Source organism: Aeromonas sp. S19(2024) (assembly GCF_041402625.1).
In the GTDB taxonomy this organism is placed as follows: domain Bacteria; phylum Pseudomonadota; class Gammaproteobacteria; order Enterobacterales; family Aeromonadaceae; genus Aeromonas; species Aeromonas caviae.
The window spans coordinates 81,721-97,364 of the sequence record NZ_JBGLQU010000002.1 but is presented as its reverse complement, the minus strand read 5'-3'; the positions used below and the strand labels follow the sequence as shown (position 1 = coordinate 97,364).

At 65.2% G+C, this 15,644-nt stretch carries 12 protein-coding genes; 8 read left to right on the top strand and 4 right to left on the bottom strand.

Annotation, left to right across the window (positions count from 1 at the left end; translation table 11 throughout):
• Positions 1–95 precede the first annotated feature (95 nt).
• The 3 genes from ACB037_RS04810 (at position 96) to ACB037_RS04800 (ending at position 2,885) form a co-directional block, all read left to right on the top strand.
• Positions 96–677 (top strand): TetR/AcrR family transcriptional regulator, encoded by a 582-nt coding sequence (locus ACB037_RS04810; protein ID WP_201888666.1) that lies wholly within the window; start codon positions 96–98, stop codon positions 675–677.
• A 72-nt stretch (positions 678–749) separates the two neighbouring features.
• On the top strand, positions 750–1,607 hold the full coding sequence (locus ACB037_RS04805; protein WP_324035794.1) for an alpha/beta fold hydrolase: 858 nt from the start codon (positions 750–752) through the stop codon (positions 1,605–1,607).
• A gap of 117 nt (positions 1,608–1,724) precedes the next feature.
• On the top strand, positions 1,725–2,885 hold the full coding sequence (locus tag ACB037_RS04800) for a patatin-like phospholipase family protein (RefSeq protein WP_288212477.1): 1,161 nt from the start codon (positions 1,725–1,727) through the stop codon (positions 2,883–2,885).
• Between the two features lie 27 nt (positions 2,886–2,912).
• On the opposite strand, the gene ACB037_RS04795 is transcribed toward ACB037_RS04800, so the two are convergent.
• Positions 2,913–4,865 carry a monovalent cation:proton antiporter family protein gene (locus ACB037_RS04795; protein WP_164882937.1) on the bottom strand — a complete coding sequence of 651 codons (1,953 nt, stop codon included), beginning with the start codon at positions 4,863–4,865 and terminating at the stop codon, positions 2,913–2,915.
• A 164-nt stretch (positions 4,866–5,029) separates the two neighbouring features.
• Between ACB037_RS04795 and ACB037_RS04790 the strand changes: the two genes are divergently transcribed.
• A complete protein-coding gene (locus tag ACB037_RS04790) occupies positions 5,030–5,956 on the top strand; it encodes a GGDEF domain-containing protein (protein WP_039039444.1) in 927 nt (308 codons plus the stop codon).
• A 42-nt stretch (positions 5,957–5,998) separates the two neighbouring features.
• On the opposite strand, the gene tilS is transcribed toward ACB037_RS04790, so the two are convergent.
• A complete protein-coding gene (gene tilS, locus ACB037_RS04785; RefSeq protein ID WP_371174961.1) occupies positions 5,999–7,333 on the bottom strand; it encodes a tRNA lysidine(34) synthetase TilS in 1,335 nt (444 codons plus the stop codon).
• A gap of 129 nt (positions 7,334–7,462) precedes the next feature.
• On the opposite strand from tilS, the gene ACB037_RS04780 reads away from it, so the two are divergent.
• The 4 genes from ACB037_RS04780 to ACB037_RS04765 all read left to right on the top strand — a co-directional run bounded on the left by ACB037_RS04780 (position 7,463) and on the right by ACB037_RS04765 (position 12,731).
• Positions 7,463–9,493, top strand: coding sequence for a M13 family metallopeptidase (locus tag ACB037_RS04780; protein ID WP_371174960.1), 2,031 nt, complete (start codon positions 7,463–7,465; stop codon positions 9,491–9,493).
• A 112-nt stretch (positions 9,494–9,605) separates the two neighbouring features.
• A complete protein-coding gene (locus ACB037_RS04775) occupies positions 9,606–10,043 on the top strand; it encodes a PliI family lysozyme inhibitor of I-type lysozyme (RefSeq protein WP_010673427.1) in 438 nt (145 codons plus the stop codon).
• A 351-nt stretch (positions 10,044–10,394) separates the two neighbouring features.
• Positions 10,395–12,122 (top strand): ABC-F family ATP-binding cassette domain-containing protein, encoded by a 1,728-nt coding sequence (locus tag ACB037_RS04770; protein ID WP_371174959.1) that lies wholly within the window; start codon positions 10,395–10,397, stop codon positions 12,120–12,122.
• Between the two features lie 72 nt (positions 12,123–12,194).
• Positions 12,195–12,731 (top strand): GNAT family N-acetyltransferase, encoded by a 537-nt coding sequence (locus tag ACB037_RS04765; RefSeq protein WP_039039439.1) that lies wholly within the window; start codon positions 12,195–12,197, stop codon positions 12,729–12,731.
• 43 nt (positions 12,732–12,774) lie between these two features.
• Here the strand turns inward: ACB037_RS04765 and yjeH are convergent, their stop codons facing one another.
• Positions 12,775–14,055 (bottom strand): L-methionine/branched-chain amino acid transporter, encoded by a 1,281-nt coding sequence (gene yjeH, locus ACB037_RS04760; protein ID WP_371174958.1) that lies wholly within the window; start codon positions 14,053–14,055, stop codon positions 12,775–12,777.
• Between the two features lie 126 nt (positions 14,056–14,181).
• Positions 14,182–15,474, bottom strand: coding sequence for an HAAAP family serine/threonine permease (locus tag ACB037_RS04755; RefSeq protein WP_042864259.1), 1,293 nt, complete (start codon positions 15,472–15,474; stop codon positions 14,182–14,184).
• Positions 15,475–15,644: the final 170 nt, after the last annotated feature.

The following is a 15,644-nucleotide window of genomic DNA, read 5'->3' as shown; positions in this document are numbered from 1 at the left end:
CCGCGGCAGCCGGAAACGACCTCCCTGCACCATTTGCGGCTCGACAATTAGCACGGTCGTACTTTATGCTGCCAACCCAGAGAGAGGAGAGCCGGATGAGCAAGGGACGTCTGACCCGCGACACCATTTTGCAGACTGCATTCGAGCAGGCGAGCCAGCAGGGGCTGGAGAGCCTCACCATAGGCTCCCTCGCAACGGCCTGCGAGATGTCAAAAAGCGGTCTGTTCGCCCACTTCCAGTCCCGCGACAACCTCCAAATCGCCGTGCTCACCCATTCCGCCGAGGTATTTCGGGAGCGGGTGATCCAGCCGGTGCGCCAACAGGGGTACGCCACCCAGCAGGAGAAACTGCTCGCCCTGTTGCAGGCCTGGCTGGCCTGGAACCAGAGTTTTGCCGGCCGCTGCATGTTCCTCGATGCCTGGACCTCCGCCCAGGAGGGTGAGGTCCAGCAGGCGGCACGCGAGCTGGTCCGTTTCTGGCTCGACTACCTGGCACGCCAGGTAGTGCAGGGGCAGGCCAGCGGGGAGTGGCGCAGCGATCTCGATCCCTGGCGCGCCGTCTATCGCCTCTATGGCCTCTATCTCGGGGATCAGGTGTTCCATGCCCTGGCGCTCAGCGAGGATCCGGCCCGCCACTTCTGGCCCGAGGTGGAACAATTGCTGACCAGCTGGCGCTGACCCGACGGGCTCTTCTTTTTAAAAACTCGCAAAAAAGCACGATCGTTCGCACACAAAAGACACAGGATGACCATGAGCAGCAAGATCTACTTCAACACACGCCGCTTCAGCCCAAGCAAGTTGCTGCTGGGCCTCGGCACCCGCCTGCATCACGTGCTCGCGCCCACCCACGCCAAGCGCACCGCCAGCAAGCTGCTGCTCACCCCGCAGCGGGCGACCCGGGGCGTCACAGCCCCGGCTGGCCTGGTCGAGCAGGCCATCCACACCAGTGAAGGGACCCTGATGAGCTACCGGCTCGGGCAGGGGCCGGTCTGGCTGCTGATGCACGGCTGGTCAGGCAGTGCCAGCCAGTTCTATCCGCTGATGAGCCACATCGCCGCCCAGGGCTATACGGCGCTCGCCTACGATCACCCCGCCCACGGCCGGAGCGAAGGGAACAGGGGTCACCTGCCCCGCTTCGTGCGCGCTTTCGACGAGATCCTCGAGCGCGTCGGCCCCGTCCAGGGCGTCATCACCCACAGCATGGGGGGTGCTGTCACCCTCAGCAGCCGTCACCCGGCAATCGATGCGCTGCCGCTGCTGCTCATCTCCCCGGTACTCGACTACGTGCCCCAGCTCTACGGCATGGTGGCGCGCTCCGGCTACTCCATCCGGCTGTTCGATGCGGTGGTCAAGGAGATAGAACACGAATACCAGCACCCGCTCAGCACGGTTGACCCCCTTGGCCGGCTCGCCCGGCGCAGCGGCGCCGCCCTCATCGTTCACGATGAGGAAGACCGCTTCGCCCCCCACCGGGACTCCCTGCGCGCGGCCCAGGATGGCAGAACCCGACTGGTCAGCACCCGGGGGCTCGGCCATGGCCGTATTCTGGCAAGCCCTCCTGCCTTCGCCGCCTTCGATCAACTGAGCCAGACGCCCTTGGCAAACTGAAAATGAAACGGGCCGCAAAAATTGAGCGTGCGGCCCATTTTTATCCGGTATACAACGTCTTATAGTTGAATTGCGCGGTGGCAACCCGCCCTGGCGATCACGATAAGGCGCACCCTCATGGCCAGACCCAATACTGCTCTTCTGCTGACTGGTGGTGGTGCCCGCGCCGCCTATCAGGTCGGCGTACTCAAGGCGGTGGCCGAACTCTACCCCCGCAACATCGGCATCCCTTTCCCCATTTTGTGCGGCACCTCGGCGGGGGCTCTCAACATCACGGCGCTGGCGTGCTACGCCTCCTGTTTCCATCTGGGGGTGCGCAAGCTGGAGTGGGTCTGGCGACGATTCGAGACCCACCACATCTTCGACTTCCACCCTTGCCAACTGCTGTGGCGCACCCTCTATCAGGGCTCGGCCGGCCTCATCACCCCCCAGAGCAACCGAGCCTTTCACCTGTTTGACAACGCCCCCCTGCGCCGTCTGCTGGATCAGCTCATCGACTATCACCGCATCGATGACAACATCCTCTACGGCAGCCTGGAGGCCATCGCCATCACGGCCTCCGACTACGATGACGGCCTCTCCACCACCTTCTTCCAGGGGCGGGCCGAACATCAGCCCTGGGAGCGCGCCAGACGACGTGGCCTGCGTACCCTGCTCACCTCGGATCATCTGCTGGCCTCGTCGGCGCTGCCCTTTGTCTTTCCCGCCACCTCCATCGGCGATCGCGTCTACGGGGATGGCTCCATCCACCAGTTGAGCCCGCTCAGCCCCGCCATCCACCTGGGGGCGGAGCGGATCCTGCTGGTGACCCTGGACTCCCCTCACAGGGAGAACCCGACTCCCCGCCAGGGGCACCTGACCAGCTCCAACATCGCGAGCCATCTGCTCAACACCGTCTTCTCCGACACCCTTAATTCGGATCTGGAGCGGCTCGGGCGCATCAACCAGACCCTTTCCCTCATTCCGGCACGGGAGCGCAGTCGACTGAAACTGCGCCAGGTGGAGACCTGCGTGATCCGCCCCAGCCAGGATCTCGACCTCATCGCCCTCGAATACCTCCCACGGTTGCCGACCCAACTGCGCCGTCTGCTGCGAGTGCTCGGGGTCAACGGCGAAGAGAGCAGCAGCCTGGCCAGCTTCCTGATGTTTGACCCCGGCTATTGCCAGCGGCTCATCAAGCTGGGATACCAGGACGCGCTGGATCACCGCCAGCGCATCGAGGCCTTCCTCGACCTGCCGGGCAGCGGGAGGCAGGAGCAATTTCGCGAAGAGGCCTGAGGGGCCTTATCCCATGGGAAGGAGATCCTAGCGTCCCTCCAGCAGGCGCTGCTCGGCCTGTTCCATGGCCACGGCCGTGCCGAAGAGCACCAGGGTATCTCCCGCCGCCAGTACCAGCTCGCGCCTGGGATCCAGGCTGCGCTCCCCGCGATGAATCGCCTTGATGCGCACCTCTCCCAGGGCGAGATCCCGTACCCTGTGTCCCACCGCCCAGGCCTGGTCGTGCAGCAGTACGGGATGCAGCCGCTCGAGCTGTTGATCCGTCTCCAGATTGCCCGCACTCTTGCCGCCCCAGTAGAAACCGTGCAAAAAGCGATACTGGCTGCTGCGCTCGTGCTCCATGCGCCGGATCACCCGGCCGATGGGAATGTCGCAGTTGAGCAGCAGGTGGGAGACCAGCATCAGGGCTCCCTCCTGGGATTCGGGGATCACCTCGAAGGCGCCGGCCTGCTTGTAGTGTTCAAGGAAACTGTCATCCCGGGTACGCACCAGCACCTTGATCTCCCCCGCCAGCTCCCGGATCAGCGTCAGCATGGCATCGACCCGCTTTTGATCGTCGAAGGTGATGATCACCAGCCGCGCCCGCAGCAGACCGGCCGCCAGCAGGATGTCGCGCCGGCTGGCATCGCCGAACGCCACCTGCTCCCCCGCGAGCTTCGCCTCGCTCACCCGCTCGGGATCGAGATCCAGGGCCAGGAAGGGGATCTCTTCGAGCTTGAGAAAGCGGGCACAGGTTTGGCCGGTGCGTCCGAACCCGGCGATGATGACGTGCTGGTGTTTGCTCAGGCCCGACTGGGCCACCTCGGCGCGAGAGAGCAGGGCACTGTCGGTGAGGGAGTGGGCAAGTCCCAGCGCCCGCAACACCAGCCAGGGGGTGAGGGCGATGGAGATGACACCGATGCCGATGAGCAGAGAGACCAGTTGGTGATCCAGCAAGCCGTGATGACTCGCCAGCGCCAGCAGCACAAAACCGAACTCCCCGACCTGGCTCAACATGATGCCAGCGGCCATGGCGTCGCGCTTGCGCTCCCCCATCAGGCGGCCCGCCAGCAATATGAGCAGCGACTTGCACAGGATGAGCCCCGTCACACAGGCCAGCACCTGCCACCAGGCGCCCGCCACCAGCGCCCAGTCCATGGTCATGCCGATGGTAATGAAGAAGAGTCCCATCAACACGTCGCGAAACGGCTTGATGTCCACTTCGAGCTGATGACGATAGTGGGACTCCCCCAGCATCATGCCCGCCAGAAAGGCACCGAGCGCCATGGAGAGCCCCATCCACTGGGTCAGGGAGGCCGCCAGCAATGCCACCAGCAGGGCACTCAGTACGAAGAGTTCATCTGAACGTGCGCGCGCCACCTCGAAAAACAGCATGGGCAGCAGCCACTTCCCCACCGCCAGCAGCACGGAGAGCGCAAACAACCCCTTGAGGGAGGCCCAGGCGACCTCCGCCAGCAGGGCGCTGCCCTGCACCTCGGGCTGGGCCAGGATGGGGATCATCACCAGCAGGGGCACCACGGCAAGATCCTGGAACAGCAGCACGCTCACCCCGAGCTGGGCTCGCCGGGTATGGAGCTGCTTGAGCTCGCCGAGCTGCTTGATCACCACGGCGGTGGAGGAGAGCGCCAGGGTGCCTGACACCACCAGCGCCTGGGCCAGGCTCAGCCCCCACCACCAGCCGAGCCCGAAAAACAGCAGTGAGGTGAGCAGCACCTGCAGGCTGCCGACCCCCAGCACCAGCTTGCGCATGGCGAGCAGACGCGGCAGGGAGAACTCGAGCCCGAGGGAGAACATCAGGAACACGATGCCAAGCTCCCCTATGGTCTGCATCATGGCCTGACCCGTGACGATGGCCACGCCGTGGGGGCCGAGCAGCATGCCGGCAAACAGATAGGCAAGGATCACCGGCTGGCCGAGGCGCCGGAAAATAGCCACCAGCACAACGGCGAAGATCAGCAGGATCAACACATCGGCGTACACCCATCCCTCTCCTTCATCTGCCCGGCGCCCGCTCCCCATATGGCACGCCACTCGCTCAGCGGCAGGGATTTCCCCTCCCGTTTCATCCCGTTAAGCCTAGCCAGCCCCCTTGTTTTTCATCGGACATATTTTAGGCACAGGGCTTGCAAGAGCCTGAGCAATGAATGGAGAGGTGTAAGGGCTGTAACGTGGAAAACACATCGTCATTGAACGGCTTCGGACATGGCATAGAGCAGTGGGTACAGCAGATGGAGCGGCTTGCGCCGTTGACCGGGCAGGACCGCTATCAGCAGATAGAGCAGTTGCTGGGGCAACGGGATCTTGACGCCCTGCTGGCAATCTTTGCCGAGCGGGTGGCAAACATTGTCCGGATCCACTCGCTCCAGTTCGACTGTGGCCAGCCCCACCCCCTCATCTCGCACCCGCCCCAGGCCAGGCTGACCCTGCATGCCTATCGCTTCGAGCTGCGGGGACGACACGAGCAGTTGCTCGGCCAGTTGCACTACGAGCTGGAGCACCCCCTGAGCGACGGCCAGAGGCGGTTGCTTGAGCAATATCATCAGCTGTTCAGTCTCCCCCTGCCCCTCTATCTGCGGCTGGATCGGCTGGAACAGCAGGTGCGGCTCGACCACCTGACCGGGCTTGGCAATCGCGCCTACTTCGATGAGGCCATCGGCCGGGCGGTGGAGCAACACAGCCGGGAACCCCACGGCCTGGTGCTGGTGCTGCTGGATCTCGACAGATTCAAGCAGGTCAATGACACCTGGGGCCACCCGGTGGGCGACCTGGTGCTAAGCCGCTTCGCCCAGTTGCTGCAGGGGTGCATTCGCGGGACGGATCAGGCGTTTCGCCTCGGCGGTGACGAGTTTGCCCTGCTGCTGCAACCCGCGGACCCCGAGGCCTGGCGCCCGGTCTGGCTGCGGTTGCAACATGTGCTCCACAGCCACAAGGAGCTCAGCGCCTTCTCGGTGGGGTGCAGCCTGGGAGCCGCCAGCTGGCAGTCTGGCATGGATGTGCAGCGCCTCTACGAGACGGCCGATACCCATCTCTACGCCCGCAAGAAAGCCGGGGGCTCCGGCCTGCCCGAATAGGGCATCACCCTTCACCTCCCGGCCCCCTGTCACTCTGCGATGTCAATCCGCATCCGGGGTGGCGGGGGACCGCCACTCCCACGCCACCCCCTCTTCTGGCGCCAGAAATCCGTCGCAGACAAAGAGCCCGGCCACCAGTGCCACCTGTTCACCGTAGTAGAGGATGGGAATGCGCCCCCGCTGCCAGGAGGGCACCCCGTACTCTTGCAGCAGCTTCTTGAGCCGCCGGCTGCCCACCCGCCCCACCGGTTTCAGCATGACGCCGGGGGCGACCTGAAAACGCACCGAGAGCGGCTCGTCCCCCCTCGGTGTCCGCAACCCTTCGCCATCCGTTCTCCAGAGCCTGAACTGCCCGAGCCCGTCCGGCAGGGTGAGCGTCTCTTCCATCCCGATGGGCAGCACCTCCTCGCGGGGGGCGAGATCCGGCGCCACCAGGTACAGGCGCCCCTGATAGCGGCGGCACGCCAACCCTTGCAGGCTCAGCCTGGGGTTGGCGTCATCGCGCGCCAGCGCCACCTCCTGCCACAGCAGGCCCAGCAGCTCGCGGGAGGGCATCTCCCCCCCCTGGCGGCGGATCCAGTGGCGCAGCAGGTTGTTGCGCCGCACGGGGGAGAGGGAGAGGAGTCCGTCAATGCGCAGCCCTTCTCCCTCACCCACCGCCTGCCAGTCCGCCTCGGCCAGCTCGCTGATGAGCGCCTCCTGCTCGGCGCACAGGGCCATGGTGCGCGCCGTCGTCCGGGCCATGGCGGGCCAGCGGTCCTTGAGCAGGGGGATGATCTGCTGGCGCAGGAAGTTGCGGTCATAGCTCGGGTCCTCGTTGCTCTCATCCTCAACCCAGCCATAAGGAAGTGACTGCGCGGCTTCCGCCAGCTCGGCCCGGCTCATGTCGAGCAAGGGGCGCAACAGATGGCCTGCGGCAAAAGGCTGGCTCGCCACCATGCCCGCCAGTCCGCGCAGACCAGCACCCCGCTTGAGCGCCAGCAGCAGGGTCTCCAGCTGATCGTCCTGATGGTGAGCGGTGAGCAGCCACTCCCCTTCCCCCAGGTGGGCGGCGAGTCGCTCATAACGCACCGCCCGCGCCTGGGCCTCCAGGCTCTCCCCGTTGCCCCGACAGAGCTGCACCCGCTCCACGATGAGGGGCACCGCCAGTTGCCGGCACACCCCTTCGCAGTGAGTCACCCAGTGGTCGGCATGTGGGCTCAGGCCGTGATGAACGTGCAGGGCGTTCAGGGCGAGGCCGTGGGCGCAGGCAAAACGGGCCGCCAGCACCAGCAAGACGGTGGAGTCGAGCCCGCCGCTGAAAGCCACCAGCAGACCGCGGGAACCTTCCGGCGCGGGCAGGGTCTGACAAAAACGAGAATAAATACGAGAAATCATAGGCTTCCCCAATACGACCAGGCCGATCTTAGCAGAGTCGGGCTTATCAAGCGCTAACCCGGCTGCTAGAGTGAATCGCTCCCTGCGTGGGCAAGGAAGCCATATAACCCGAATTGGAATAAAACCATAATGAACAACAAGAAACACATCCTGGCCACCCTCGTCGGGCTGGCCCTGCTGGCCGGTTGCAGTCAGGCACCGAGCCAACCGGACAAACACTCCGGCCTTGCGCTGGCCAACATGGACACCAGCGTCAAGCCTGGTGACGACTTCTTCCGCTACGTGAACGGCCACTGGCTCGCCACCGCCAAGATCCCCGATGACAGGCCCGCCGACGGCGCCTTCTACCTGCTGCGGGACAAATCCCTGGCGGACGTGCGGGTGCTGGTGGAGGGGCTGGATGGCAAGGCCGCCGCCGGCACCCCTGCCCAGCAGATCCACGACCTCTACCAGAGCTATCTGGATCAGGCCGCCCGCAACGCCAAGGGCACCACGCCCCTGCTGCCGATGCTGAGCGAGATAGAGCAGATCAGCACGCCGCAGGATCTCGCCCGCGCCTTCGCCCAGAGCGCCCGCACCGGTGGCGGCTCCCCCTTCGGTTTCTGGATAGACGCCGACGCCAAGGCTCCTGACAGCTATGCCGTCTACCTCTACCAGGCCGGCCTCGGCCTGCCGGATCGGGACTACTACCTCAAGCGCGACCCCAGCAGCCAGGCGCTGCTGCACAAGTACGAGCAGCACATCGCCGCCATGCTGGCCCGCTTCGGTGAGACGGATGCCCAGGCCAAGGCGAAACGCATCCTGGCCCTCGAGACCAGGCTCGCCCAGATCCAGTGGGACAACGTGGCCCTGCGAGACAGAGAGAAGAACTACAACAAGGGACCGGTGAGCGAGCTGGGGCGCCTCGCCCCCGCCATCGACTGGGACACCTACCTGGCCCAGGCCGGCCTTGCGAGGCAACAGAGCCTGGTCATCGGCCAGCCCACCTACCTCTCGGCCCTGAACGAGGTGATGCAGCAGACCCCGGTCGCTGACTGGCAGGCCTACCTCAAGTGGCAGCTCATCACCGATTACGCCCCCTACCTCGACAGCCAGACCGATGCCCAGAATTTTGCCTTCTTCGGCACCGCTCTTAGCGGCACGCCCAAGCAGCGCGCCCCCTGGGAGCGGGCCCTCGGGGTACTGGACAACAACCTGGGGGAGGCGGTGGGCAAGCTCTATGTCGAGCGCTACTTCCCGCCAGCGGCCAAGGCCCGTATGGAGCAGCTGGTGGAGAACCTGCGCACCGCCTACGGCCAGAGCATCCAGGAGCTGGACTGGATGTCCCCGGCCACCAAGACCCAGGCCCTCGAGAAGCTCGCCAAGTTCAGACCCAAGATCGGCTACCCGGACAAGTGGAAGGACTACAGCGCCATCACCATTCGCCCCGACGATCTGGTGGGCAACCTGCAGCGGGCCCGCGCCTTCGAATACGCCGACAACCTGGCTCGCCTCGGCAAGCCGGTCGATCGGGACGAGTGGCACATGTCGCCCCAGACGGTGAACGCCTACTACAACCCGAGCAACAACGAGATCGTCTTCCCGGCCGCCATTTTGCAGCCCCCCTTCTTCGACATGACGGCGGACGATGCGGTCAACTACGGCGCCATCGGCGGGGTGATCGGCCACGAGATGGGCCACGGTTTTGATGATCAGGGGGCCAAATCCGACGGTGACGGCGTGATGCGCGACTGGTGGACGCCGGCGGATCTCAAGGAGTTTCGCTTTCGCACCAGCCGGCTGGTGGCCCAGTACAACCGCTTCGAGCCCATCAAGGGGCAGTACGTCAACGGCCAGTTCACCCTGGGGGAGAACATCGGCGATCTCGGCGGCCTCACCATCGCCCACAAGGCCTACCTGCTCTCCCTGGATGGCAAGGAGGCCCCGGTGCTGGACGGTTTTACCGGCGAGCAGCGCTTCTTCCTCGGCTGGGCCCAGGTGTGGAAGGGCATGTATCGCCCCGAGCTGATGCAGATGCTGCTCGCCTCGGATCCCCACTCGCCGCCGGAATACCGGGTCAACGGCGTGGTACCGAACATCCCCGCCTTCTACGAGGCGTTCAAGATCCAGCCCGGCGACAAGCTCTATCTGGACCCGGCCAAACGGGTCAAGATATGGTGATGACAACCCGGGCAGGGGGCGCCCGACCAGCGGCCCCCTGCCCGCTTCCGACGTGGCAGGGAAGCGTCCCCTGCCCGTCACAGACACACAAGCAGCAACAAGGGTCCTCTTCATGAAAGCCTTATTCCTTACTCTCGGCCTGCTCACCCTGCCCCTCGCCAGCCAGGCGGCGGACGGCTTCTTCAAACAGCTGACACTCCCCTCCGGCCAGGTGGTGACCGTCAGCGAAGGGCGCGGCGAGCCCGCCTCCACCGGCAGCTACGACGTGCGCCTCTACTCCGGTGCCAACCCGCAGTTTCCGCTGGATCAGTTCATCGACGGCAAGGTGCTGCCGCGCGATGGCAGTATCAAGGAGATCAAGTTGCTGGATCTCAACGGCGACAAGCAGCCTGAAGTCATCGTCGTGGTGGAGAGCGCCGGCAGCGGCAGCTACCTGAGCGCCGACGCCCTCACCATCAATCCCCAGGAGGGGCTGGAGAGCTTCAACCACGTGGAGGGACTGGCCCCCAGTGACGATGTGATTGAGGCCCTCAAGACTCCCCGCGACTGACAACCCCCACGCCCCGTATCACGGGGCGTTTTTTACCCCGCGCCTCCCGATGCGGTGCCCACGGCCCCCCACAGGGCGGATGGACGACTGTTTTTTTCTGTGCCTATAATCGCCGCACCCTGCCATAACGAAACACAAGGAGGTAAAAAATGGTTATCCAAGCGTGTCCGATGTTCTCGGCTCGCCTGTTCGGCACATTCAAGTGCTCTTGCCTGCATACCATCGCGCTGCGATAGCGGGTTCGAGCAAAGCCGACTCCCTTCCATACCGAGACCTTTCTCGACTCTGCCGTTGTCGCCAGCGCTCCTGATGACAGGGATTTCCCATCCCGCGATTTAAGAGAGCAAGAGCATGACAACCCTGATGAGTACCCATTCCCTGCAGATGAGTGCGGGGCACCTACCCTTATTTGATCACCTCGAACTCGGCATTCGCGCAGGCGACCGACTCGGCCTGATTGGCGCCAACGGCTGCGGCAAGAGCACATTGCTCGCGCTGCTGGCGGGCGAGCGCACGCCCCAGGCCGGCCGGATCGTGCAGGCCGCCGCCTGCCGCTGCGAGTTCGTGGCCCAGCAACTGCCCGCCGGGCTTTCCACCCTCAGCACCCGCGCCGTGCTGCTGGATGCCCTGGGCAACGACCCCGCCGCCGAATGGCAGGTGGACAAGCTGCTGGCCGAACTGCAGCTGGAGGCCCAGGCCACGTTGCCGGTCAGTGCACTGAGCGGTGGCCAGCACAGCCGGCTGCAGATAGGCCGCGCCCTGCTGCGCCAACCCAACCTGCTGCTGCTCGATGAGCCCAGCAACCACCTGGACTTGCCCGCCTTGCTCTGGCTCGAGCAGTTTCTGCTGGGCTGGCGCGGCGCCTTCGTGCTGGTCTCCCACGACGGTCGCCTGCTGGACAGCGTCACGGATCAGACCCTGATCCTGCGAGACGGCCAGTTGCACCGCTTCGCCCTGCCCTGCAGCCAGGCCAGGGCGGCGCTGGCTGCCGAGGATGAGCAGACCCGTCTGCGCCGGGCGGACGAGCAAAAGGAGATAGACCGCCTGAGCGCCAGCAGCAAGCGCCTCGCCATCTGGGGGCGGGAGCATGACAACGAGAAGCTGGTGCGCCAGGCCAAGTCCATGGAAAAGCGCATCGCCCGCCTGCAGGAGGAGCAGAGCCAGGTGGCTGCGCTGGCCCCCTGGCGGCTCGAGCTGCGCGGAGTGAGCCTGCCCGCCGACACCCTGCTGCGGCTGGAGGCCCTCGACGTATCGCCGGCACCGGCACTGCCGCCGTTGCTGCGCGCCGAGGGGCTCTGGCTACGGGCGGGAGACAGGGTCGCCCTGCTCGGTGCCAACGGCACCGGCAAGTCCTCCCTGCTGCGCCAGTGCTGGCGCGAACTGGCCGCGCAGAGCCTGCAGGCAGGCTGGTACTGCCACCCCGGCGCCAGCATCGCCTATTACGATCAGTCCCTGCAGCAGCTGGCGGACGACGCCACCCTGAGCGACGCGCTGTACCCCCTGGCCCCTCTGCCTGAGGTGACGCGGCGACAGGCGCTGATCCGGGCGGGCTTCCCCTATGCCCGCCACGGCCAGCAGGTGCACACCCTGAGCGGGGGCGAGCGGGCACGGTTGCTGTTTCTCGCCCTGTCCCTCGGCAGCCACCACATGCTCTGGCTCGACGAACCCACCAACCACCTGGATCTGGCGGGCAAGGAGGAGCTGGCCGAGGCGATTGCCGCCTTCCCGGGGGGCGTGCTGCTGGTCTCCCACGACCGGGAGCTGATCGAGCGCAGTTGCAACCGCTTCTGGCTGATACAGGACGGGCGCATCCAGGAGGCTCACAGTGCCGAGCGGGCCTATGCCGAGCTCCTGGGCGATGCCCCCTTGCCGCAGGCGGGCAGCCCGGCTCGATCAGGTGACCCGCAGGCCTCGGCCGCCACGGGGGATGACGAAGAGGCGCTGCTGGCGCGCTGGTATGAGCTCGATGCCCTGCTCGTCGCCGATCTGGCCCGCAAGCCCAGGCACCAGACCCCGCGCCTGCAGCAGCAGTGGCGTGACGAGCTGGCGCGCCTTGCCGAGCGGCTCGGGTTTGCCTGACGCCAGCCCGGATCATCCATCTCTTGTTACGCAACACACGCGGCCAGCCACGGCTGGCCGCAAGGAGTCATCATGACATCAGCACCACCCCACATCAGGCTGGATCCCGTCACCGACACCGACCTGCCTCACATCTATCGCGGCCTCTCCGATCCCCGGGTCGTCGCCTACTACGGCGTCAGCTACGACAGCCTGGCGGCATGCCGGGCACAGATGGATTGGTATGCCGAGCTGACCCGCACCGGCCGTGGCGCCTGGCACCTCATTCGCGACCGGCACACGGGCGAACCGCTGGGGGCCATCGGCTACAACGATGCCGACCCGACTCACCGGTGTGCCGAGCTGGGCTACTGGCTCTATCCCGAACACTGGGGCAAGGGGGTAATGAGCGCGGCGCTGCAACTCTGGCTCCCGCTCACTTACCGCACCACCGACCTGCACCGGCTTATGGCGGTGGTGGAGGAGCCCAACCACCCCTCCGCCCGCCTGCTGGAGCGGGCCGGTTTTCACTACGAGGGAACGGCGCGGGAGTGCGAGCGCAAGGGGGATGGCTTCATCTCCCTGCGCCACTACGCCATCTTGCGCAGCGACTTGCCCGCCAGCCTGTGACCCGCAACAACAAGCCCCGCACTGCGGGGCTTTTTTTCGGGAGTTACTTGATGGCGCAGACACCGTCATCGGACGCCGAGCGGCGGCGTCTGCGCCGCCACAGGGAGAAGCCGCCATACCCCAGGCTCAGCACGACGGCATAGAGCACCTGGGTGGCGAGGGCCAGCAGCACCAGGGCACAGAGCAGCACGCTGAGGCCCGCCAGCCCCTTGCCGGTCCCCGACAACAAGCGCCAGCCCGCCGCCATGCAGAGCAGATAGACCAGCACGAAGTTGCCGTTGGCGTAGCGAATCAACGCATCGAGGGGCAGACGCAGCCAGAGGATCAGGGTGATGGAGACGAAACAGATGGCGAGCACCCAGGCAAGGGCATGCAGGGGAGCGCCCCGGGCCGAGAGGCGAGAGAGGGAGACCGGCAGTTTGCCCTCCCGCGCCATGCTCCAGATAAGGCGCGCAAAACCTTGCAGGTAGATGTTGATGCTGGCGAAGCAGGAGAGATAGCCCAGCACCGCCACCAGCCACTTGGCGGTGGGGCCGAACAGCAGGGAGAGCAGGGCCGGAATGGCGGTGGCATTGGTCGCCTCGTCCCCGTAGAGGTCATATTTGAGCACCACCAGCGAGTGCACCCAGTAGATGAGCCCCGCCAGCAGCACGCCCCCCAGCAGGGCAAGGGGGTAGTCCCGCTCTGGCCGCTTGAACTCCTCCCCCATGTGGGCGAAGGCCTCGAGCCCCACGAAACACCAGAACATCACCGCCAGCGCCGAGCCCATGGCGGGCCATTCGCTCGCCGTTGGCAGAGGCTGGGCGGCATCGCGCCAGCTGAGATCCCCCTTGAACCAGATGAGCAGGGTGAGCCCCAGGATAGCCAGGGCGATCAGCAGTTGCAGATTGCCGGAGGAGCGCGCTCCCCGCAGCCCCAGCAGAAAGACCCCGAGCAGGGTGAGCAGCTGGATGCCCCAGAGGGTCCACTCCCCCATGTCGAACAGGGCGTGCCAGAAACCGGCGGCGATGGTGAGGGCGGCAGGCAGGCCCACCGGCAGCACCGCCAGAAAGAGGAAAGCGGAGAAGCGCTCGGCGCCGTTGCCAAAGGCGAGGCCAATCAGATGGGGCGCGCCCCCCGCGTGGGGATAACGCCGCCCGAGGCGGGCGAAGGTAAAGGCGATGGGCAGCACCAGGGCAATCAGCAGCAACCAGGCCCACAGCGACGCCCCTCCCGCCAGCGAGGCGGCGGTGGCCGGTACCACGAAGATCCCGGTACCGAGCAGGGAGGTGGCGAGCAGCCCCATCCCCTGCCAGAGCCCGAGATCCTTTTTCAACCCAGACATATCCTGTTGTCCCGTCTAGAAAAACATCCCGCCATGTTAGGCCGCCACCACCGCTTTGTTAAGCATTTGTACCCATAAAAAAAACCGCCCCAGGGGGCGGCTTTCTCACAGGGATGAACGCTGTCATCAGGCAATCAGCTTGTAGATGATGCCGGACATGGCGATGAGGCCGATGAGGGTGACGAAGCCGTTGCTGAGGTTGCCGGCATATTTGCGCATGGCCGGTACCTTGGCGATGGCGTACATCGGCATCAGGAAGAGCAGCATGGCGATGATGGGGCCGCCCAGATCTTCAATCATGCCGAGGATGCTCGGGTTGATGGTGGCCACGGCCCAGGTGGTCAGGATCATGAAGACCGCGGTCACCTTGTTCAGCTGCTTGACGTCGACGTTCTTGCCCTTCTCGCGCAGGGACTTGGCCATCAGGCCGTTCATGCCCTCTTGCGCACCCAGGTAGTGACCCAGGAAGGACTTGCTGATGGCAACCATGGCGATGAGCGGTGCCACGGTGGCGATCACCGGGTTGTCGAAGTGGTTGGCCAGGTAGGAGAGGATGGAGATGTTCTGCTCCTTGGCCGCCGCCAGGTCAGCCGGGGAGAGGCTCAGCACGCAGCTGAACACGAAGAACATCACCGTCATCACCATCATGACGTGGGCGCCCAGCAGGATGTTGCTGCACTTCTTCTCGGCGTTGGCGCCGTAGCGGCCTTTGTTGTCCACCGCGAAGGAGGAGATGATCGGGGAGTGGTTGAAGGAGAACACCATCACCGGGATGGCCAGCCACAGGGTCTTGATGAAGTCGCCGTTGAAGGCCTCACCCAGCGCAGGGGCTTCGGTGATGATGGCACCGTTCCAGTGCGGGATCAGGTAGAGCGCCAGGCCCATCAGGGTGATCACGAACGGGAAGACCAGCACGCTCATCGCCTTGACGATGACCTGGCCGCCCAGGCGAACGATCGCCATCAGACCCAGGATCAGCACCAGGGAGAGGATGGCACGGGGAGGTGCCGTCATGCCCAGCTGGTGCACCATCAGGCTCTCGACGGTGTTGGTGATGGCCACGGAGTACATCAGCAGGATGGGGTAGATGGCGAAGAAGTAGAGCAGGGTGATGAACTTGCCTGCGGTCTTGCCGAAGTGCTCTTCCACCACCTCGGTGATGTCGCCGTCACGGGTGGAGCCGGACAGCACGAAGCGGGTCAGGCCACGGTGGGCGAAGAAGGTCAGCGGCAGGGCCAGGATCAGCATGGCGACCAGCGGCCACAGGCCACCGACACCGGCATTGATCGGCAGGAAGAGGACACCGGCGCCGATGGCGGTACCGTACAGACCCAGCATCCAGACCACGTCGGCCTTGTTGATGCCACGGGAGGAGGCTTTGCTCAAGCTGCCTTCAACTGCAATGTTCATGTCAGACATAGGGGTGTTCCTGTCATCAAGGAAAGTGGGATCTTAACTTGTCAGTGGGCCTGGGCCCGGTTCCTTTCCCTGGAACTCCAGCTATTCGTCCTGTTTGTTCCTCCGCCCCGGCCATCCGGCCGCCACTCCCTGTGGCAACCTGATTGCAACAAACACGGGCGGGGAGTCGT

Excerpts from the sequence above, each read along its gene's own strand:
- ACB037_RS04810 (WP_201888666.1), top strand. The coding sequence starts at position 96 with ATGAGCAAGGGACGTCTGACCCGCGACACCATTTTGCAGACTGCATTC.
- ACB037_RS04805 (WP_324035794.1), top strand. The coding sequence starts at position 750 with ATGAGCAGCAAGATCTACTTCAACACACGCCGCTTCAGCCCAAGCAAG.
- ACB037_RS04800 (WP_288212477.1), top strand. The coding sequence starts at position 1,725 with ATGGCCAGACCCAATACTGCTCTTCTGCTGACTGGTGGTGGTGCCCGC.
- ACB037_RS04790 (WP_039039444.1), top strand. The coding sequence starts at position 5,030 with ATGGAGAGGTGTAAGGGCTGTAACGTGGAAAACACATCGTCATTGAAC.
- tilS (WP_371174961.1), bottom strand. The coding sequence starts at position 7,333 with ATGATTTCTCGTATTTATTCTCGTTTTTGTCAGACCCTGCCCGCGCCG.
- ACB037_RS04780 (WP_371174960.1), top strand. The coding sequence starts at position 7,463 with ATGAACAACAAGAAACACATCCTGGCCACCCTCGTCGGGCTGGCCCTG.
- ACB037_RS04775 (WP_010673427.1), top strand. The coding sequence starts at position 9,606 with ATGAAAGCCTTATTCCTTACTCTCGGCCTGCTCACCCTGCCCCTCGCC.
- ACB037_RS04770 (WP_371174959.1), top strand. The coding sequence starts at position 10,395 with ATGACAACCCTGATGAGTACCCATTCCCTGCAGATGAGTGCGGGGCAC.
- ACB037_RS04765 (WP_039039439.1), top strand. The coding sequence starts at position 12,195 with ATGACATCAGCACCACCCCACATCAGGCTGGATCCCGTCACCGACACC.
- yjeH (WP_371174958.1), bottom strand. The coding sequence starts at position 14,055 with ATGTCTGGGTTGAAAAAGGATCTCGGGCTCTGGCAGGGGATGGGGCTG.
- ACB037_RS04755 (WP_042864259.1), bottom strand. The coding sequence starts at position 15,474 with ATGTCTGACATGAACATTGCAGTTGAAGGCAGCTTGAGCAAAGCCTCC.